The organism is Curtobacterium sp. UNCCL20 (assembly GCF_900101675.1).
Lineage (GTDB): Bacteria > Actinomycetota > Actinomycetes > Actinomycetales > Microbacteriaceae > Curtobacterium.
Genome location: NZ_FNKG01000001.1, coordinates 1,127,286 through 1,146,672, shown reverse-complemented (window position 1 = coordinate 1,146,672; position 19,387 = coordinate 1,127,286). Strand labels below are relative to the sequence as shown.

The following is a 19,387-nucleotide window of genomic DNA, read 5'->3' as shown; positions in this document are numbered from 1 at the left end:
GGACTGCGACATGCTCATCCCACGGCCGCGCCGCACCGAACCGGGTGTCGGTGCCTTCGCGATCACCCCGTCGACACGCATCGCCGCAGACCCTGCGAGCGAGTCGGTCCGACTGTACCTGCAGCAGACCCTGCGCGGCTCGACCGGGCTGCCCGTGCGCGATGCAGCCGGGGCGACGCCGGGCGAGCGCACGGACGCGGCCGGCACCGGCGCCGGCGCCGGCGCCGGCGCCGACGAGATCACCCTCCGCGTGGCCATGGACGACGACACCCTGCCCGAGGGACCCGCTGGCGACCGCTCCGAAGCGTTCCGCCTCGTCGTGACGCCCGACCGCGTCGAGATCACCGGCGGCAGCGCCGCGGGCGTCTTCTACGGCGTCCAGGCGCTCCTGCAGTCCCTCCCGGCCGACGTCTACCGGCACGGCCGTGTCGGTACCGGCCCGTGGACGATCCCCGCGGTCACCGTCGAGGACGCCCCGGCCTTCGCCTGGCGCGGGGTCATGCTGGACGTCGCCCGGCACTTCCGCACGAAGCACGAGGTCATGCGCGTCGTCGACCAGCTCGCGGCGCACCGCCTCAACCGCCTGCACTTCCACCTCACCGAGGACCAGGGGTGGCGCATCGAGATCCGCAAGTACCCCCGCCTGACCGAGGTCGGGTCGTGGCGGACGGAGTCGCAGGTCGGCGCGCACGTGCCCGGCCCCGACGGCACGCTGGTGGTCGCCGGCAAGGACGGCCGCCCGCACGGTGGCTACTACACGCAGGACGACATCCGCGAGATCGTCGCCTACGCGGCAGACCGGTTCGTCACCGTCGTCCCCGAGATCGAGACGCCCGGTCACGTCCGCGCCGCCCTCGCCGCCTACCCGTCGCTCGGCGTCACCGGTGAGCCGATCGACGTCTGGACGGAGTGGGGCATCGCCGACGACGTGCTCAACGCCGAGGAGTCGACGGTCGCGTTCTTCCAGGACGTCCTCGACGAGGTCATCGCGCTGTTCCCCTCCCAGTACATCGGTGTCGGCGGCGACGAGTGCCCCAAGGTGCAGTGGGAGCAGGACCCGCGCACGCAGGAGCGCATCCGCGAGCTCGGCCTCGAGGACGAGGAGCAGCTGCAGGCCTGGATCATCGGCCGGCTCGCCGCACACGTCGAGTCGCACGGACGCCGGGCGTTCGGGTGGGACGAGATCCTCGAGGGCGGCACGCTCTCGAAGTCGGCGACCGTGGTGTCGTGGCGCGGCCTCACCGGTGCGCGGACGGCGGCGAAGCGGGGGCACGACGTCATCTCCGCCCCGGACGACCAGGTGTACCTCGACTACCGGCAGAGCGAGCTGCCGACCGAGCCGATCCCGGTGTCGATCGTCCTCACCGTCGACGACGTGTTCGCCTTCGACCCGGTGCCGTCGGACCTCACCGACGAGGAGCGTGCGCACGTCATCGGCGGCCAGGGCAACATGTGGACCGAGCACGTCGACACCGCCCGGAAGCTCGACTACCAGCTGTTCCCCCGCGTCGCGGCCCTCGCCGAGGCGCTGTGGTCGGCCGACGTCACGGGGCCCCGCGACGTCGTCGAGTTCCGCGGGCGTCTCGCCGAGCACGTCGCACGGCTCGAGGCGATGGGGATCGAGTACCGGCACGAGGCCGGCCCGTTCCCGTGGGAGCAGCGTCCGGGCGTGCCCGGACGTCCGCACTCGCGCGAGGAGCGCGCCATGTACATCGACGCGGTGACGGCGAACATCGCCGAGTAGGCGCGTGGCCTGACGCGGTGGTCGCGACCCACGACGGACGGGAGGCGCGGTGCCGGCTGGCACCGCGCCTCCCGTCCGTCAGATCGTGACTAGACGGCGACCGCCACCCGCTCCTCAGCCGGTGCCGCGACCTCGGCCGGCGCACGTCGCACCCACTTCTTCAGGCCGACGAGGACCAGCGCCGAGACGACGGTGCCGGCGAGGATCGCCACGATGAACATCGCGACGTCACCGATGGCGAAGAAGACGAAGATGCCACCGTGCGGTGCCCGCGAGGTCACACCGGCCGCCATCGAGATCGCACCCGTGACCGCGGCGCCGACCATCGACGCGGGGATGACCCGCAGCGGGTCGGCCGCGGCGAACGGGATCGCACCCTCGGAGATGAAGGACGCCCCGAGCAGCCACGCGGCCTTGCCGTTCTCGCGCTCCGGCTTGGTGAAGCCCTTGCGGTAGAGGACGGTCGAGGCGAGGGCCAGCGCGAGCGGCGGGACCATGCCGGCCGCCATGACCGCGGCCATGATCTCGAACGGCACGACGTTGGTGGCCGTCCCCGCACCGAGGCCGGCGACCGCGAACGCGTACGCCACCTTGTTGACGGGCCCGCCGAGGTCGAACGCCATCATCAGGCCGAGGATGATGCCGAGCAGGATCGCGGAGGCACCGGACAGCGAGTTGAGGAACTCGGTCAGCTGGGTCATCAGCCAGGCGATCGGACCACCGAGCACGAGCAGCATGAGTCCGGAGGCGATGATCGACGCGAACAGCGGGATGATCACGACCGGCATGAGGCCGCGCAGCCAGCGCCAGGTCGGGATGCGGCCGATCCAGTACGCGGCCGCACCGGCGATGAGGCCACCGATCAGCCCACCGAGGAACCCGGCGTTCATGAAGACCGCGATGGAGCCGGCGACGAAGCCCGGCGCGATGCCGGGTCGGTCGGCCATCGCGTAGGCGATGTACCCGGCGAGTGCGGCGACGAGGAAGCCGAGGGAGATCCCGCCGATCTGGAACGCGGCGGCACCGAGGTAGTAGCCGAGGCCCTCCGGCGGCAGGTTGAGCAGCGTGTAGTTCGTCAGCGTGAAGACCGCGTTGTTCTGACCGGAGTCGCCGTGCTGCAGCGCGATGCCGTACCCGGCGAGCAGGAACCCGAGCGCGATGAGCAGCCCGCCTCCGGCGACGAACGGGATCATGTAGCTGACGCCGGTGAGCAGCCAGCGTTTGACCGACTGGCCGAAGTGCTCGTTCGACGTGTTCGTCTCAGCCGTGGCGGCGCCGCCCTGCACACGGGCGGCGTTCGGGTCGTCCGCTGCGCGGAGCGCCTCCGCGATCATCTTGTCGGGCTCGTCGACGCCGCGCTTCACCGGCCCGGCGACGAGCGGCTTGCCGGCGAACCGGCCGCGGTCGCGGACGTCGACGTCGACCGCGAACACGACGGCGTCGGCCCGGGCGATGAGCGCCGGGTCGAGGGGCTCGACCTGCGAGGACCCCTGGGTCTCGACGTGCATCTCGGCGCCGGCCCGCTGGGCCGCCGCGACGAGGGCGTCGGCCGCCATGTAGGTGTGCGCGATGCCGGTCGGGCAGGCGGTGACACCGACGATCAGCTTGCGCGTGCCACCTGCGGTCGGTGCCGGGTCCGGTGTGGTCGGACTGGAGGCGCGGGTCGTGTTGCCGACGCCGGCTTCGGCGACCTCGCCGCTCACCTCGCGGTCGACCAGGTCCACGATCTCCTGCGGGGTGGTCGCGGCGCGGAGTGCGGCGGTGAAGTCGTCGCGGATGAGGGCACGGGCGAGCGTCGAGAGGACCGTCAGGTGGTCCTTGTCGGCGCCCTCCGGCACGGCGATCATGAAGACGATGTCGGCGTCGCCGTCCGGGGCGCCGAACGACACCGTCCGTGCCAGGCGGGTCATCGCCAGGGTCGGCTCGGACACCGACGCGGAACGGGCGTGCGGGATCGCGATGCCGCCGGGGACGCCGGTGCCGACGCTGGCCTCGCGCTTGATGGCGTCCTGCGCCAGCGTGGCACCGTCCGCCGCGCGGCCGGAGGCGGCGACGCGGTCGGCGAGGACGCGGATGACGTCGCTCGAGGTGGCGCCGAGGTCCTCGTCGAGACCGACGAGCTGGACGCTGATGAGGCGTGGACTCGTGTTGACGGACATGGTTGCTCCTTTGCAATCGTGCTGCGGACGCACGGGGTGCTGGTGTTCGGGGGTGCGGTGCGGTTCGGTGGTGCGGTTCGGTTCGGGGAGGGCGGTACCGGCGGGGTCAGGCCGGTTCGTGGGCGGGCTGCTGCGACTGCTGCGGGTGCAGCGTGCGGACCGTGATGGCGGCCGGGTCGGTGTGGTCGAGCGCAGGGACGTCGCTGCCGGGCAGGGCCGCGGCGGCCGCACCGGTGGCGACGGCCTGGGCGAGCCGCTGCTCGGGCGACTGTCCGGCGACCTCGGCGAGGAGGTAACCGGCCAGTGAGGAGTCCCCCGCGCCCACCGTGGAACGGGCGACGATCCGCGGGGCGGCGGCGGCGTAGCTCCCGGTGTCGGTGACGAGGACGGCTCCGGCGCTCCCGAGGGTGAGGAGGACCGCGCCGACGTTCCGGTCGCGGAGTCGCTGCGCAGCCGTCGCGGCCGCGTCGACGTCCCGCTCGTACGTCTCCGGGTCGCCGCCGACGACCTCGGCGAGCTCCTCGGCGTTCGGCTTCACCAGGTCGATCCGCTCGCCGGACTGCAGCAGCGCGGTGAACGGCACGCCCGACGAGTCCACGGCGATCCGTACTCCGTCGCCGTGACGCTTGCGGACGGCGCGGACCAGGACGGCGAGCGCGTCGTCGGGGAGCCCCGGCGGCAGCGATCCGGCGAGGACGACCCAGCGGGCCGCCGGGCCGGTGGCCGTCGCCGCGGCGGTCTCGGCGACGAGGGCCGCGAGGTCGTCGAGGCGGCCGGCGAGGGACGGGCCCGGCTCGTTGAGCTTCGTGGTGGTGCCGGTCGGCTCGGTCACGGTGACGTTCGAGCGGAGCGGAGCACCGATGGGCAGCGCCGCCGTGGGGATGCCGCGTGTCGCGAGGCCGAGCAGGACGGGGTCGAGCTCGTCGCCGGGCAGGACCGCCACGGTGTCGCCGCCGCTCGCGACGACGACCCGGGAGACGTTGACGCCCTTGCCGCCGGGTTCTGCGGTGCTCCGGGTCGCGCGCTGGACGGCACCGCGCTGCAGTTCACCGGCGAGCTCGATGGTGCGGTCGAGGGAGGGGTTCGGGGTGACGGTGACGATGCGGCGACTCATGCCACGACCACCTCGACGTCGGCGTCGGTGAGCGCCCCGGCGAGGTCTGCCGGGGGTTCCTGGTCGGTGACGACGGTGTCGATCTCGTCGAGCCGGGCGAACCGCATGAGCGCCTCGACCCCGTGCTTGGCGGCGTCGGCGAGCACGACGCTCCGGCGGGCCGCGAGGACGTAGGCCCCCTTGACGGCAGCTTCGTACTCGTCCGGGGTGCTGAGGCCGAACCCGGCGGACAGGCCGTTCGTGCCGACGAACGCGATGTCGGGTCGGAGCGCACCGATCTGCTCGACCGTGGCGGTGCCGACCGCGGCACTCGTGACACCGCGCACACGCCCGCCGAGCAAGTGGAGCTCGACGTGTGCGCTGTGCTGCAGGGTCGCGGCGATCGGGACGGAGTTGGTGATGACGGTGAGGGTGGCACCCGCGGTCGTCGGCTCCCACCGTGCGAGCTCGGTGGCGACGGCGGCGCAGGTGGTGCCCGCGTCGATGGCGATGGACCCGGTGAAGGTCGGCGGGACGAGGCGCATCGCGGCGCGGGCGATGGCGGTCTTCGCGGAGTTGTGCTGCCCTTCGCGCTCGGCGACGGTGAGCTCGACGACGCTCGACCTGCTGACGGGGACCGCTCCGCCGTGTACCCGGCGCAGGAGGCCGGCCGACTCGAGCGCGTCGAGGTCGCGGCGCACGGTCTCGGTCGTGACGTCGAAGTGCTCGGCCAGGTCGGCGACGGAGACCCGGCCGGCCGACTGCAGCTCGGCGGCGATGGCGTCTTGCCGCTCAGTTGCGTACATGCCCGAACTCCTTCGTTCCCGTGGGTTTTGAGGAGCATACGTCCGCTTCCCACAGAAACGCAACTGTTCTCTCCTGAAACCAACGCCAACGAAGACGCCCCGGCCTGCCGGAGCAGGTCGGGGCGTCGGGACCGCGCGGGTCAGCCCTTGACCGCTCCCGCCGTCATGCCGCTGACGAGCCGCCGCTGCACGATCAGGAAGAACACCACGACCGGGATCGAGAACAGCACCGACGCTGCCATCAGCCCGCCGAAGTCCGTCCCCTTGTCCGTCGAGAACCCGGCGAGCCACACCGGCAGCGTGTACATCCCCTGGTCCTTCAGCATCACGTACGCGGTGAGGTAGTCGTTCCACGCCGCGATGAACGCGAACACGCTCGTCGCGATGACGCCCGGCATCACCAGCGGGAACAGGACGCTCCGCAGGATCCGGAACGTCCCGGCGCCGTCCACCTTCGCCGCTTCCTCGATCTCGATCGGGACCGCGACGAAGAACCCGCGCATGACCCAGATCGAGAACGGCAGCACGCTCGCGACGTACGCCAGGATCAGCCCGAGGTAGCTGTTCAGCAGCCCGAGCGTCTGGAACGACAGGAACAGCGGGATCAGGAGCGCGCCGGAGGGGATCATCTGCACGAAGAGGATCGCGACGAGGATCGCCCGGCGACCCCGGAACCGGAAGCGCGACAGGGCCGCCGACGCCAGGAACCCGACGACGATGGACAGCAGCACCGCCGCGACCACCACGATCGCCGAGTTGCGCAGGTAGACGAGGAACCCGTCCTGGGTGAGCGCCCGCGTGAAGTTGTCGAGGGTCGGGCGCAGCGGCAGCCAGATCGGCGTGAGCGTGGTGACCTCGTCGGCGGGCTTGAACGCCGTGTTCACCATCCAGTAGATGGGGAACACCCAGACCAGGCAGAACACGACGGCGATCGTGTTCGCCAGGACGCGCGGCTTCCGCTTGCGTCCGCGGACCGGCGCGACCGGCCCGGAGGCACGGTTCGGCCCGGTCACGTCGGGCTGCGTGTCGGAGGTGGGCACCCCGGTCACCCCGGGGGTCGTGGTCGTCGTCACAGGTCCTCCTCCCCGCTCCGGACGAGCCGGCGGATGTAGTAACTGGTGAGCGCACCGAGGATCAGCGTCGAGATGACGGCGATCGCCGCGCCCTGCCCGTAGGCGTTCGACACGAAGGACTTCACGAAGGTCCAGATGCCGAGCGTGAGCGTGGTGTCCTCGGGGCCGCCCCGGGTGAGCAGCCAGATCTGGTTGAAGACGTTGAAGTCCCAGATCACGGAGAGGATCGTGACGAGCAGCAGCGTCGGCACGAGCGCCGGCAGCGTGATCGCGCGGTACATCGCCCACGACGAGGCACCGTCGAGCGACCCGGCCTCGTAGTACTCGGGGGCGATCTGCGACTGCGCGGCGTAGAGCGTCAGGGCGACGAACGGCACCGCCTGCCAGATGACGAGCGTCAGCACGATCGTGAGCGCCTGCCCGGGGCTCGACGCCCAGTTGTCCTGGGTGTGGTCTCCGAACACGCCGAGCTGGGTGATGAGCCAGTTCAGCACGCCGTAGAACGGCTGGAACAGCCACTGCCACACCAGGCTCGAGGCGACGTTCGGCATCGCCCACGCCAGCACGAGCACGACGCTGACGACCGTCCGCATCGCGACGCTGAGCCGGGTGAGCAGCTGCGACACCGCCATGCCGATACCGATGGTCCCGACGACCATCGCTCCGGTGACCAGGACGGTGCGGAGGATGACCGGCCAGAAGCTCGGGTCGGTCAGGACGTTCGTGTAGTTCGTGACGCCCGCGAACCCGGCCTGCCCGGTGAAGATCGCCCGGAGCCCGTAGTCCTGGAAGGAGATGACCAGGAGCCGGACGAGCGGGTAGACGACGAGGGCGAGGAGGAGCAGTGCCGCGGGGGCGAGCAGCACGAGCGGCGCACGCGACGACGTCACCGAACGGCGGCGACCGGCCCCGTTCCCACCCCGCGGACCGGAACCGCGCTGCCGGGTGCCCGGCTCGGCCGAAGCCGAACCGGGCACCCGTTCTGCAGTGGACGTCATCCGACTACTGCTGCGCGTTGAGCGCGGCCGTGAGGTGCTCCGAGAAGCCCTCTGCTGCCTGCTTCGGCGTCTTCCGCCCCGTGGCGATGTCCGCGAACATCGTCTGGAACGAGGAGTCGCTCTCGATGGTCGCCCAGCCCGGGGTCGCCGGCGTCGGACGGCTCGTGGAGGCCGCCGCGAAGTACGGCTTGTGGAGCTCGTCCACGTCACCGGCCACCGCGTCGAGCAGCTGCGTCGAGTTGGGCTCCCAGCCGTCGACCCCGAACACCTGGTCCTTCTGGAACTCCTTCGAGGTGAGGATCTTCGTGTAGTAGAGCGCGAGGTCCTGGTTCTGCGACTTCGAGGGGATGCCGAGGTCCGAGCCACCGAGGAAGACGGGCTGCGTCTTGCCCTCGGTCGACGACGGCATCGCGAACGTGCCGATCTGGTCCTGCAGTTCGGGCTTGGCCGTGGTGATCGAGCCGATCTCCCACGCCGATCCGAGGATCGCGGAGGTGTTGCCCTGCGCGAAGACGTCGGACTCGGCCGGCTTGTCGGTGTTGATGTCCTGCGTGGACTTCGCCGAGTAGCTGTTCTGGAAGTCCTTCCAGGCGGTGAGGCCCTTGACGGCGTCGGCGGAGTCGATCGCCCCCTTCCACTTGCCGCCCTTCTCGGTGGCGATCTGTCCACCGGCGTCCCACATCCACTGCAGGCCGCCGTACCAGTACTGCCCCGGCATGTAGAAGGCGGAGAAGTCGGCCTGGGGGTTCTTGGCCTTGACCTTGTCGAGGTCGGCCGTGAGCTCGTCGTAGGACTTCGGCACGTCGGTCACCCCGGCGTCGGCCCACGTCTTCTTGTTGTAGATCACGGCGCGGTTGCCGGCGAACAGCGGCGCTCCGTACAGCTTGCCGTCGACGGTGGCCGGCCCCTCGAGTCCGGAGAGCCAGGTCTGTCCGCCCTGGAGCTCCTTCTTGTACGGCGAGAGGTCCATCAGCCCACCGGTCGCCGCGTACACGGGGACCTGCGTGTTGCCGAGGTCGACCACGTCCGGCGCGTCCTTCTGGGCGAGCGCGGTCGTCAGCTTGGTGGTGATGCCGTCCCACTGTTGGAGCTGCAGCTTCACCTTGGCGCCGGTGGCCTTGGTGAACTGCTTCTCGGCGACGTCGAGGATCTTCGGGCTGAGGTCGCCGTTCATGATCCAGACGGTGATGGTCTTGCCCTTGCCATCGGGTGTGCCGATGGACTTCGTCCCGCTGTCGGAAGCTCCGTTGCTTCCGGCGGAGCACCCGGTGAGGGCGAGCGCGGCGGCCAGGCCGAGCGCACCGAGTGCGGCGAATCGCGTGCGTGTCACGTTGACTCCCTTTGTCCGACCTTTATGAAAGGACGTTGCGTATTCGCAAGTGAAGACCCTCGGGGTCGCGTTGTCAACCGTCAATCCGAGCCGTGCGGGCGGTTGTGATCCGCGTGTTTCCGGGGGATCACGGATGTCGAACGGATGACCTCCGATGCTTGACGAACTGGTCATGACCAGGCATGATCAGCACCCCCGCGGACAGACGGAGAGCGCGGTGCCGGTCTTCGACCCACACCGCGCTCTCCACACGATCCACCTACTCAGGAGTCGAACGGGACCTCGCCGCCGCGGCTGACCCCGGCACGCTGCCGGTACGCCAGGTGCCCGCCGAGGTACCCGCCGACGCCGACGACGGCCAGCCCGGCGAACCCGAGCAGCTTCCCGGCGCCGTGGTTCCCGCGCTTCCGCTGCATCCACGACAGCCCGTACAGCGAGATACCCGCCCAGTTCACGGCCTGGTGCACCCACCCCGTCCGGAGCTGCTCACGGTCGAGCTCAGACCAGTCGACGTAGCCGGCGACGGTCGCGCTGCCGGCCGAGGCGAGCCCGACGCCGACCAGGGTCTTCGCTGCCGTCGCGTTGCCCTTCCCGCCGACCGCGTCGAGGACCGCCGCTGAGATCCAGGCGCCGAGCGGCACCTGCACCATGAGCGGGTGCAGCGGGTGCCCGAACGGCACCCCGTGCAGCAGCTGGCGGAGGGCCTTCGGCTTGGCGAGGGCGTTGACGATCGAACGGTCGACGTCGACCGCCTTGTCGAGCACGCTCGCGTGCTCGACGGAGTCGGTGAGGCGACGCAACAGGGGCAGCTCAGGCATGCCCTGGAATCTAGGCCTGGAGGCGCGGGGCGGTCTCAGGGACCGACGCCGCGCCTCCAGGCGGTTGCGTTCGCCGCGCGGCGGACGCGCCTACTCCTCGACGATCTCCGCCAGTTCGAACGGCTCGACGGTCAGCTCGTCGCCGCCTGCGGCGACGTCGACCCGGACCGTGTCCCCATCGCGGACGTCACCCGACAGGATGGCGCGCGCGAGCCGGTCGTCGATCTGCCGCTGCATCAGCCGGCGCAGCGGACGCGCACCGTACACCGGGTCGTACCCGCGCTCCGCGAGCCAGGCACGGGCGTCGGGGGTGACCGCGAGCTCGAGCCGGCGGTCCGTCAGTCGGCGTGCGAGCCGGTCGACGTAGAGCGACACGATCTGCCCAAGGTCCTCCTCCGTCAGCGCCTGGAACACCACGATGTCGTCGAGCCTGTTGATGAACTCCGGCCGGAAGGCCTGCTGCACGAGTTCACGAACGGCTTCCTCGCGCTGGACATCAGAGATCGACTGGTCCGTCATGAACTGCGAGCCGAGGTTCGACGTCAGGATGAGGATCGTGTTCCGGAAGTCGACCGTCCGGCCCTGACCGTCGGTCAGACGCCCGTCGTCGAGCACCTGCAGCAGGACGTCGAAGACCTCGGGGTGCGCCTTCTCGATCTCGTCGAGCAGCACCACGGAGTACGGGCGGCGGCGGACGGTCTCGGTGAGCTGCCCGCCGGCCTCGTAGCCGACGTACCCGGGCGGGGCACCGATGAGCCGCGCGACCGAGTGCTTCTCGCCGTACTCGCTCATGTCGATGCGGACGAGGGCCTTCTCGTCGTCGAACAGGAACTCCGCCAGCGCCTTCGCCAGCTCGGTCTTGCCGACGCCGGTGGGGCCGAGGAACAGGAACGACCCCGTCGGGCGGTCCGGGTCGGAGATGCCCGCGCGGGTGCGACGCACTGCCTCGGACACCGTGGACACCGCGGTGCGCTGCCCGATGATCCGGCGGCCGAGCTCGCTCTCGAGGTGGAGGAGCTTCTCGGTCTCGCCCTGCAGCAGCCGCCCGAGCGGGATGCCCGTCCACTGCGCGATGACCGCGGCGATGTCCTCGTCGGTGACGCTGTCGTTCACCATCCGGTCGGCGGACTCGGCCTGCTCGGCGGCGGCGAGTTCTGCCTCGATCCGGGGCTTCTCGCTGTACTCGATGCGGGACACGAGCTCGTAGTCCGCCTCACGCTGCGCGCGCTGGCTGCGCATGTTCAGCTCGTCGAGCTGCTGCTTGAGCTCACCGATGCGGTTGAGGCTCGCCCGCTCCGACTGCCAGCGCTGCTCGAGCTCCCCGAGGAGGGTCTCGCGGCCGGCGAGCTCGGCGCGCAGGGTCTCGAGGCGCGCCTTCGACGCGTCGTCCTTCTCCTGCTTGAGCGCGAACTCCTCGACCCGGAGTCGGTCGACGGTGCGCTTGAGCTCGTCGATCTCGACCGGGCTCGAGTCGATCTCCATGCGCAGGCGGCTGGCGGCCTCGTCGATGAGGTCGATCGCCTTGTCGGGCAGCTGCCGCCCGGAGATGTACCGGTTCGACAGGCTCGACGCCGCCACGAGTGCGGAGTCGTTGATCGTCACCTTGTGGTGTGCCTCGTAGCGCTCCTTCAGTCCGCGCAGGATCGCGACGGTGTCCTCGACGGTGGGCTCGCCGACGAACACCTGTTGGAAGCGTCGTTCGAGGGCGGCGTCCTTCTCGATGTACTCGCGGTACTCGTCGAGCGTCGTCGCCCCGATGAGCCGCAGTTCGCCGCGCGCGAGCATCGGCTTGAGCATGTTCGACGCCGCGACGGAGCCCTCGCCGCCGCCGGCGCCCATGAGCGTGTGCAGCTCGTCGATGAACGTGATGACCTGCCCGTCGGAGTCGTTGATCTCCTTGAGCACGGCCTTGAGCCGCTCCTCGAACTCGCCGCGGTACTTCGCGCCGGCGATGAGGGCGGACATGTCGAGCGACACGAGCCGCTTGTCCTTGAGGGAGTCGGCGACGTCGCCCGCGACGATGCGCTGGGCGAGTCCTTCGACGACGGCGGTCTTGCCGACGCCGGGTTCCCCGATGAGCACGGGGTTGTTCTTGGTGCGACGCGTCAGCACCTGCGAGACGCGCCGGATCTCGGCGTCGCGGCCGATCACCGGGTCGAGCTTGCCGCTGCGAGCGATCGCGGTGAGGTCGACGCCGTACTGCTCGAGGGCGGTCTTCTGTCGCTCTTGCGAGTCAGGAGCGCCCTGGAGGTTCGCCATGCGTTCCGTCCTTTCGTTGCGTGGTCGTTCGGCTGGTTGAGCCTACTTGACTCAAGTTTACAACGGCGGGCGCTCTTCCGGTACGGGATTGCGGATTCCGACCGCGCTGACGGCGGCACCGGCCAGCAGGAGCAGCGCCATCACCAGCATGGCCCGGTGCAGTCCGGCGACGCTCACCTCACCCCCGAGGACGACACCCGCGAGCGCCACCGTCACGAGACTGGCGATCCGCGCGATCGCGTTGTTCACCGCCGACCCTGCCCCCGCCTCGGACTGCGGGACCGAGCCGAGCACGGCACTGGTGAGCGGCGTGACCATGAGCGAGATGCCGGCTCCCATCAGCACCAGCCCCGGGAGCACCGACCACCAGTACCCCTCGGGCTCGTCTCCCGCCAGCAGCAGCAGGAGCGCCCCGACGGCGGCGATCGCCGGGCCACCCGCCATGAACCAGCGCGGCCCGTACTTCCCGGCGAAGGCCCCGACGGTGGTCGAGAGCAGCAGCAGCATCACGGTCGGGGGCAGCGTCGCCAGGCCCGCGAGCCAGGCCGGGAAATGCCAGACCTCCTGCAGGAACAGCGTCACCACGAAGAAGACCATGCCGATCGCGCCGTAGATGGACAGGGTGGCGAGGTTGCCGACGGCGAAGTTCCGCGCCCGGAACAGCCCGAGCGGGACGAGCGGGGCACCCGAGGTACGCGTGACTCGGAGCTCCCACGGCACGAACGCCACCAGCGCCGCGGCACCGATCACGAGCGCGGCGACGACGACCGGCGCACCCCACCCCAGCCGCTCCTGCTCGATGAGTCCCAGCACGACCCCACCGACCCCCACCACCGCGAGGACCGCACCCACCACGTCCACCCGTGCCCGCGGCCCCACCCGCACCTCGGCCTGGATGCGCCGCACGAGCGGGATCGTCACCGCGATCGGGATCGCCGTGAGCACGAAGATCCAGCGCCACCCCACACCGTCGACGATGAGACCGCCGACCACCGGGCCGAGGATCGTCGACGCGCTCGACCACGCGGTCCACGTCCCGATCGCCTTCGCCTGGGCAGCGCCACGGAACGCCGCGACGATGAGGGCCAGCGCACTCGGGGTCACCAGCGCGCCGCCGACGCCCTGGAACGCCCGGGCGACGATGAGCACCTCCCCGGTGGGCGCGATCGCACAGGCCACGGAGGCGATCCCGAAGACCACCAACCCCCACGTGATGATCCGCACCCGGCCGAACAGGTCCGACAGGGACCCGGCGACGAGGATGAGCGAACCGAGGGTCACCAGGTAGGCGTCGACGGTCCACTGCTGCACGACGAGGCCGCCGCCGAGCTCGTCCCGGATCGCCGGCAGTGCCACGTTCACGACGCTCGAGTCGAGACCGACCACGAACGAGGAGAGGATCGCCACCACGAGCACCACACGTCGGTCGTCCCGGAGCGGTGCGGTCTCGGCGGGGTGCGCCGCGGGCGGGGTCGTCATGTGCTCATCCTGCGCCCCCGCGGACGTTCCTGCGTGTCCCCGCCGCTCCCCCGCAGCCCACTGCACAGCGCACCGCGCCTCGCAGCACACTCCGCTGCCTGCACGACGAAGCCCCCGTGACCGGTACCGGTCACGGGGGCTGCCGACAGGACGGGGCTGGGTGTCCTGGGCTTCTGGGGCTAGTTCTGGGTGGTGTTCCGCGAGTCCGAGTTCGGCTGCACCGACGGACCGGGGTTCACGACCGGCTGCGCGACCGGAGCAGCGGTGTCGGCCGCGGTGTTCTGCACCGTCGTACCGTCCGTGCCCTTGGCCTTCTTGTCGTCGTCGCTCATCTCCTTCTTGAAGATGTTGATCGACTGCCCGAGGCCCTTCGCGAGCGCCGGGAGCTTGGTCGCACCGAACAGCAGGATGACGATCCCGAGGATGATCAGCAGGTGTACGCCGCCGAGGTTTCCGAGCATCATGACTCCTTGAATCTGGATCTGGTCGCCGTCTCCGAGTCACCGTCGACGCGTGCGGCGGAAGTCCGTCGTCCGACCATCGTAACTCGCCCGCACGGGGAAACCCATGCCGAGCGCCCGAACGGACACCGTTCGCACAGCCTGGCGCAGTACCGACGACCCGATCAGTACGCGCCGCGGGATCGCATCACGGAGGGGATCGTCCGCGCGAGGATGACGACGTCGTGCGCGAAGGACCAGTTCTCGACGTAGTGCAGGTCGAGCCGGACTCCGTCGGCCCAGTCGAGGTCCGAGCGACCGCTCACCTGCCACAGGCCGGTGATGCCCGGGGTCACGAGCAGGCGCCGGTCGGCGAAGTCCTCGTACAGGGCGACCTCGCGCGGCAGGGCCGGACGGGGGCCGACCAGGCTCATCGACCCGGTCAGCACGTTCCAGAGCTGCGGGAGCTCGTCGAGCGAGGTCTTGCGGAGGAACGCACCGACGCGTGTCACCCGTGGGTCGTCCTTCATCTTGAACAGGGGGCCGGCGCCCTCGTTCGACTGCGTGAGCGCCGCCATCCGGGCTTCGGCGTCGGTGCACATCGTCCGGAACTTGAGGATCGAGAACTCGGCACCGCCCCGGCCGACCCGGGTCTGCCGGAAGAACACCGGGCCACGGTCGTCGGCACGGATGACGACGGCGACGACGGCGAAGACCGGTGCGAGGAGTACCAGGCCGAGCGCGGCACCGACGACGTCGAGCGCGCGTTTGCCGAACCGCCGCCGGTAGTCGGGGGTCTCGACGTGCATGAGCGGCAACCCGTCGACCGGGCGTTCGTGCACACGCCCGGCACCGATGTCAGCCAGAGGCGAGGAGACGACGAGCTCGACCCCGCGCCCCTCGAGCTGCCACCCCAGCCGACGGAGGCGCTCGTGTCCGCCCCGCACAGAGCCGGCGACGACGACGGCTGAGACGTCGAGTGCGCCCGCGAGGTCGAGGACGTCGTCGGTCCCACCGACCACCGGCACCACCGCGCCGTCGAGGTCGATGTCCGAGCCGGCAGCGGCGCAGTCGGTCACCACCGCTCGGACGCGGTACCCGGCCCCGGGCGTCGCGACGATGCGGCGGCCGACGTACCGGAGGTCCTCGGCGTCGCCGACGAGCAGGACGTCCTGCAGGCCGTCACCGCGCAGCCGACGACGCAGGAGCGCGGTCCGGACGGCCTTCCGCCCGAGCGCGAGCAGGAGCAGTCCGAGGGGGAACGCGATCGCGACGTACCCGCGGGCGATGTCCACGTTGGCTGCGTAGGCGACGACCGCGACGACCGCGGCGGCCAGCAGGCTGGCGGTCAGGAGACGGCGGTACTCGTCACCGCCGCCCCCGGTGATGCGCGGATCCCGCGTCCGGAACGCGGACAACAGCACCATCCACACGAGGACGATCACGGGTGCGACGACGATCTCGCCCCACCCGACGCCCACCGAGCCGCTCGGGAGCTCCCACGGGAACCGCAGGACGTGCGCGACGGAGAACGCCACGAGCAACAGGCTCCCGTCGAGCAGCGCCAACCGGAGCGGAGCGGCGGCGAGACCGCGGGTGCGCCGCGGGGTCGGCGTGGAACGGGTGGGCGTCGAGGGGAACGATCGGATCGCGAGTGACATCGAAGGGGCCTCCTGGCAGCCGCCGGCGCGACAGCAGGTCGCCCGGGCGCTCCGGCAGGTCGGAGTGACCCGTGACGCAACGCCCTTCTAGAATATCACCACAACACTCTGCACATCAATACCGCAGATGGTGGTCCAGCGTCGTGATGACGGGTGCCTCGCGGAGCGCCGGGACATCGGCCTCGGTCACGCCGCGCAGGCGGAAGGACACGGCCTCCCCGGGCAGCATGGTCATGAACCCGCGGTCCACGGTGCCGCCCGGAGCCACCCGGTCGGGCTGGACGAGGAGGTCGCGGACGAGCCCCTCGGCCTCGACGACGAGGGCGAGTCCGTCATCACCGATCGGCGTGAACGTCGTGCGGTACCGCGCCGGCTCCCAGCGCATGTCCTTGTCCGGCGCGGGGGTCCACACCGCGCGACGCCAGTCCATGTCGGCCACGACGAGCTCGTTGGTGGGGTCGTCGACCACCCCGACGGACTCGGGCAGGGCCACCACGGCGACCCCGGCGGCCGACAGCCGCACGGGCAGCGTGGCCTCGGCGAGCACGGTGCCGGCGAGGGTGACGCGCCGCACGCGGACGACGCTCTCGAGGCCCGCACGGGCGGAGCGGACGGCGACCTCGATCGGCGCGTTCCCGAAGGCCCCGGGCGACACCCCGAGCGAGAGGGTGTCCGCCAGGTCGCTCGGCTCAGCCTTCTCGGGGGCGGGAGCCGACGACGCGGGGTGCTCCGCGCCTCCAGGCCCGTCCGACGCACCGGTCGACGGACCGCCGCTCGGAGCGCCGCCCACCGCACCGGTCGTCGGACCGTCGGCGGGAGCGCCGGGTGCCGCTCCTGCGCGCGACACCGGACGGATCGTCAGCAGCACGTCGTCGTACAGCCGGCGCAGCTCGTGCGCCAGCGGCTTCAGCCGCCCCGCCGAGTCGACGGCCGACCACGAGGAGACGGGCCACAGGTCGTTGAGCTGCCACACCACGACGCCGGTGTTCCGCGGCCAGTGCGTCCGCCAGTGCTCGACGCCGGTCGCGATCGCCCGTGCCTGCTGGAGCTGCGTCAGGTAGTGCCACGCGTCGAAGGACGCCGGGTCGACGGCACCGAAGCGCGGCGCGAGCCCGCGCGCGAGCTTCGCCATCCCGTCGTCGGCCTTCTGGTGGTGCACGACGCCCGGCGAGTCGACGCGCATCGGCTCGTCCGTGACGGCCTCGCGGAGCGTGCGCCAGGCGGGCGGCGCCTGCCAGCCGAACTCGGACACGAACCGTGGCACCGAGTCGCGGTAGTGGTCGTCGGACAGCCGGTTCCAGACGTCCCACGAGTGGTGGGTCTCGTGGTCGACGTCGTTCGCGAACAGCGACTCCGAGCCCGACCACGGCGACGCGACCGTGTAGAACCGCGACGGGTCGACCGCGTCGACGATCGTCGGCAGCAGGTCGAGGTAGTAGTCGAGGCCCCAGCCGCGGTCGCCGAGCTCCTCGCCCCACCCGTCGGCCTGGTGCAGCCAGATGTTCTCGTTGTTGCCGTTCCAGACCACCAGCGAGGGGTGTCGCGCCAACCGGGCGACGTTGTCGCGGGCCTCGGCGATGACCTCGCTGCGGATCGGCTCCACCTCGGGGTAGGCCGAGCACGCGAACGGGAAGTCCTGCCACACGAGCAGACCGAGTTCGTCGCAGACCTCGTAGAAGTCGTTCGACTCGTAGACGCCACCGCCCCAGACGCGCACGAGGTTGGCGTTGAGGTCGACGGCCGCACCGAGTCGGGACAGCACGCGCTCCCGGTCCACCCGCGACACGATGACGTCGTCCGGGATCCAGTTCACGCCGCGCACGTCGATGAGGGTGCCGTTCACGTGCACGTTGAAGGGCTTGCCGACGGAGTCCGAGGCGGTGTCGACGCGCGTCGAGCGGAAGCCGGTGCGGAAGGTCGACCGGTCGAGCACCTCGCCGTCGACGGTCTGCAGCTCGACCACCACGTCGTACAGCGCCTGCGCACCGTACCCGCGCGGCCACCAGCGCTGCACCTCGGGCACGCGCACCGTCACCACGGTCTCGTCGTCCTTCGGGGTCAGCTGCGCGCGGGACCGCTGCCGCGTCGTGCCGCCGTCCTCGGTCGCACCGCTCACCGTGACGACCAGCACGAGGTCGTCGTCCTCACCGTCCTGGTCGAGGTCGTTCAGGCCCGAGCGCTCGACCGTGATGTGCGCGTCCAGCACCCCCTCGCCGGCCTCGACGTCGACCAGCGGGCGCACGTCGCGGAGCCGCGCCGTCGACCAGCGTTCGATCGCGACCGGGCGCCACGGGCCGCTCGTCACCGCGGTCAGGCCCCAGTCCCAGCCGAAGTTCGACGCCATCTTGCGGACGTACGGGAACGGCTCGTCGTACGGTCCGGGCATGCTGCCGGCCTTCGCGGCGACGCGCCCCGCCTCGCGGTAGGGCGACTCGAACAGGATCTCGAGCGTCTTGCTGGCGCGGCCGACGCCGCCGGTCTGGTCGCGGGCGTCGAACCGGTACCGGCGGTGCATGTTGCGGGTCGTGCCGACGACGACACCGTCGAGGCTGAGCTCCGACACCGTGTCGAGGCCGTCGCACACCAGGTCGACACGCTCGTGGCCGCGCGGGTCGACGTCGACGGTCCGCCGGTACGACCAATCGGCACGTCCGACCCACTTGCCCGCGTCCTCGTTGCGGTCGAACGTCGGGTCGGCGAGCAGTCCCTCGCGTTCGAGGTCGGTGTGCACCTGCCCGGGCACGGTCGCCGGGATCGTGCGACCGACGACGGCGTCGGGAGCGCCGGTTCCTCCGACCATGGTCACGGTCCAGTCGTCGCGGAGTTCCTCGCGGTCGAGGGTCATGCGGGTCCTTCTCTGAGCGGACGGGTTGGTTTCCGCCGTGGTCGGGACGCCGGCCGGCGGCCCGCCTCGGGTCCGGTTGTCCGGCCTGGAGGCGCGGCACCGGTTTCTGGGGCGTCGTCGCGTCGCGCGCGCGGACGCGGGTGCGATCGCGCACAGGGGTGCTCGGCGATGCTAGTACGGCGACCTTTCGACCGGCTCAGCGGTGTGCGTTCCGTCCCCGTGGATGACACGCTCTGGCTCCTCGTGCAGGCTGGGGTGGTGATCTCCGCTGACCTCGCCCGATCCCTGCGTGATGCCGGGCTCCGCTGGCACCCCACTACCGGCGACCGGTTCGTCATCGACAAGCCCGGAGTGGACGACGACGTCTACACCGTGTCCGAGATGACGGTCGAACGCCACGACTACCCGAGCGGCACCGTCCTCGGCTTCAACGGCACCACCGAGTGGGCGCTCGACTCCGTGGACGCCGCCGAGTCGCTCTGGCTCCCCCGCGAGGACCAGCTGCGGGAGCTGCTCGGGCCGGCGTTCGTGTCGCTCGCGGTGTCCGGCTCGTCCTTCGTCGTCACCGCGACGATCGCGGGTGAGCCGGAGGAGTTCCACGACGTCGTCGCCGCCGAAGCGTACGGGTCGGCGCTGCTGGGGTACATCGCGGCCGCGCTGGCGTAGGCATCGTCCCGCGGCG

General features: G+C 71.0%; 14 protein-coding genes. 2 read left to right on the top strand and 12 right to left on the bottom strand.

What is annotated here, in order from left to right:
* Positions 1-10: 10 nt before the first annotated feature.
* Positions 11-1,744 carry a beta-N-acetylhexosaminidase gene (locus BLT36_RS05635; protein WP_092094371.1) on the top strand — a complete coding sequence of 578 codons (1,734 nt, stop codon included), beginning with the start codon at positions 11-13 and terminating at the stop codon, positions 1,742-1,744.
* Between the two features lie 89 nt (positions 1,745-1,833).
* Here BLT36_RS05635 and BLT36_RS05630 read toward each other — a convergent pair whose 3' ends face one another.
* The 12 genes from BLT36_RS05630 to BLT36_RS05575 form a co-directional block, all read right to left on the bottom strand.
* Positions 1,834-3,903, bottom strand: coding sequence for a PTS fructose transporter subunit IIABC (locus BLT36_RS05630; RefSeq protein WP_092092678.1), 2,070 nt, complete (start codon positions 3,901-3,903; stop codon positions 1,834-1,836).
* 106 nt (positions 3,904-4,009) lie between these two features.
* Entirely contained in the window at positions 4,010-5,017 is a 1,008-nt protein-coding gene (locus BLT36_RS05625) for a 1-phosphofructokinase family hexose kinase (RefSeq protein ID WP_092092675.1), read from the bottom strand.
* Positions 5,014-5,802, bottom strand: coding sequence for a DeoR/GlpR family DNA-binding transcription regulator (locus BLT36_RS05620; RefSeq protein ID WP_092092673.1), 789 nt, complete (start codon positions 5,800-5,802; stop codon positions 5,014-5,016). Before BLT36_RS05620 ends, BLT36_RS05625 begins: the two co-directional genes overlap by 4 nt.
* A gap of 140 nt (positions 5,803-5,942) precedes the next feature.
* Complete coding sequence (locus BLT36_RS05615; RefSeq protein WP_254787350.1) at positions 5,943-6,875, bottom strand: carbohydrate ABC transporter permease; 933 nt, start codon at positions 6,873-6,875, stop codon at positions 5,943-5,945.
* The gene (locus BLT36_RS05610; RefSeq protein WP_092092670.1) at positions 6,872-7,873 is read right to left on the bottom strand and encodes a carbohydrate ABC transporter permease; all 1,002 of its coding nucleotides are present in this window, start codon (positions 7,871-7,873) and stop codon (positions 6,872-6,874) included. The genes BLT36_RS05615 and BLT36_RS05610 overlap by 4 nt, the downstream gene beginning before the upstream one ends.
* 4 nt (positions 7,874-7,877) lie before the next feature.
* Positions 7,878-9,203 (bottom strand): sugar ABC transporter substrate-binding protein, encoded by a 1,326-nt coding sequence (locus tag BLT36_RS05605; RefSeq protein WP_217638262.1) that lies wholly within the window; start codon positions 9,201-9,203, stop codon positions 7,878-7,880.
* Between the two features lie 263 nt (positions 9,204-9,466).
* Positions 9,467-10,021 carry a DUF2231 domain-containing protein gene (locus BLT36_RS05600; protein WP_092092665.1) on the bottom strand — a complete coding sequence of 185 codons (555 nt, stop codon included), beginning with the start codon at positions 10,019-10,021 and terminating at the stop codon, positions 9,467-9,469.
* 90 nt (positions 10,022-10,111) lie between these two features.
* Positions 10,112-12,280 (bottom strand): ATP-dependent Clp protease ATP-binding subunit, encoded by a 2,169-nt coding sequence (locus BLT36_RS05595; RefSeq protein ID WP_092092663.1) that lies wholly within the window; start codon positions 12,278-12,280, stop codon positions 10,112-10,114.
* Positions 12,281-12,337: 57 nt separating this feature from the next.
* Entirely contained in the window at positions 12,338-13,759 is a 1,422-nt protein-coding gene (locus BLT36_RS05590) for an MFS transporter (protein ID WP_092092660.1), read from the bottom strand.
* A gap of 179 nt (positions 13,760-13,938) precedes the next feature.
* Entirely contained in the window at positions 13,939-14,220 is a 282-nt protein-coding gene (gene tatA, locus BLT36_RS05585; RefSeq protein ID WP_092094367.1) for a twin-arginine translocase TatA/TatE family subunit, read from the bottom strand.
* 164 nt (positions 14,221-14,384) lie between these two features.
* On the bottom strand, positions 14,385-15,860 hold the full coding sequence (locus BLT36_RS05580) for a sugar transferase (RefSeq protein ID WP_092092658.1): 1,476 nt from the start codon (positions 15,858-15,860) through the stop codon (positions 14,385-14,387).
* Positions 15,861-15,975: 115 nt separating this feature from the next.
* Entirely contained in the window at positions 15,976-18,705 is a 2,730-nt protein-coding gene (locus BLT36_RS05575) for a glycosyl hydrolase 2 galactose-binding domain-containing protein (RefSeq protein ID WP_092092655.1), read from the bottom strand.
* A gap of 258 nt (positions 18,706-18,963) precedes the next feature.
* On the opposite strand from BLT36_RS05575, the gene BLT36_RS05570 reads away from it, so the two are divergent.
* On the top strand, positions 18,964-19,371 hold the full coding sequence (locus BLT36_RS05570) for a pilus assembly protein CpaE (protein WP_092094365.1): 408 nt from the start codon (positions 18,964-18,966) through the stop codon (positions 19,369-19,371).
* The last annotated feature ends 16 nt before the right edge of the window (positions 19,372-19,387 follow it).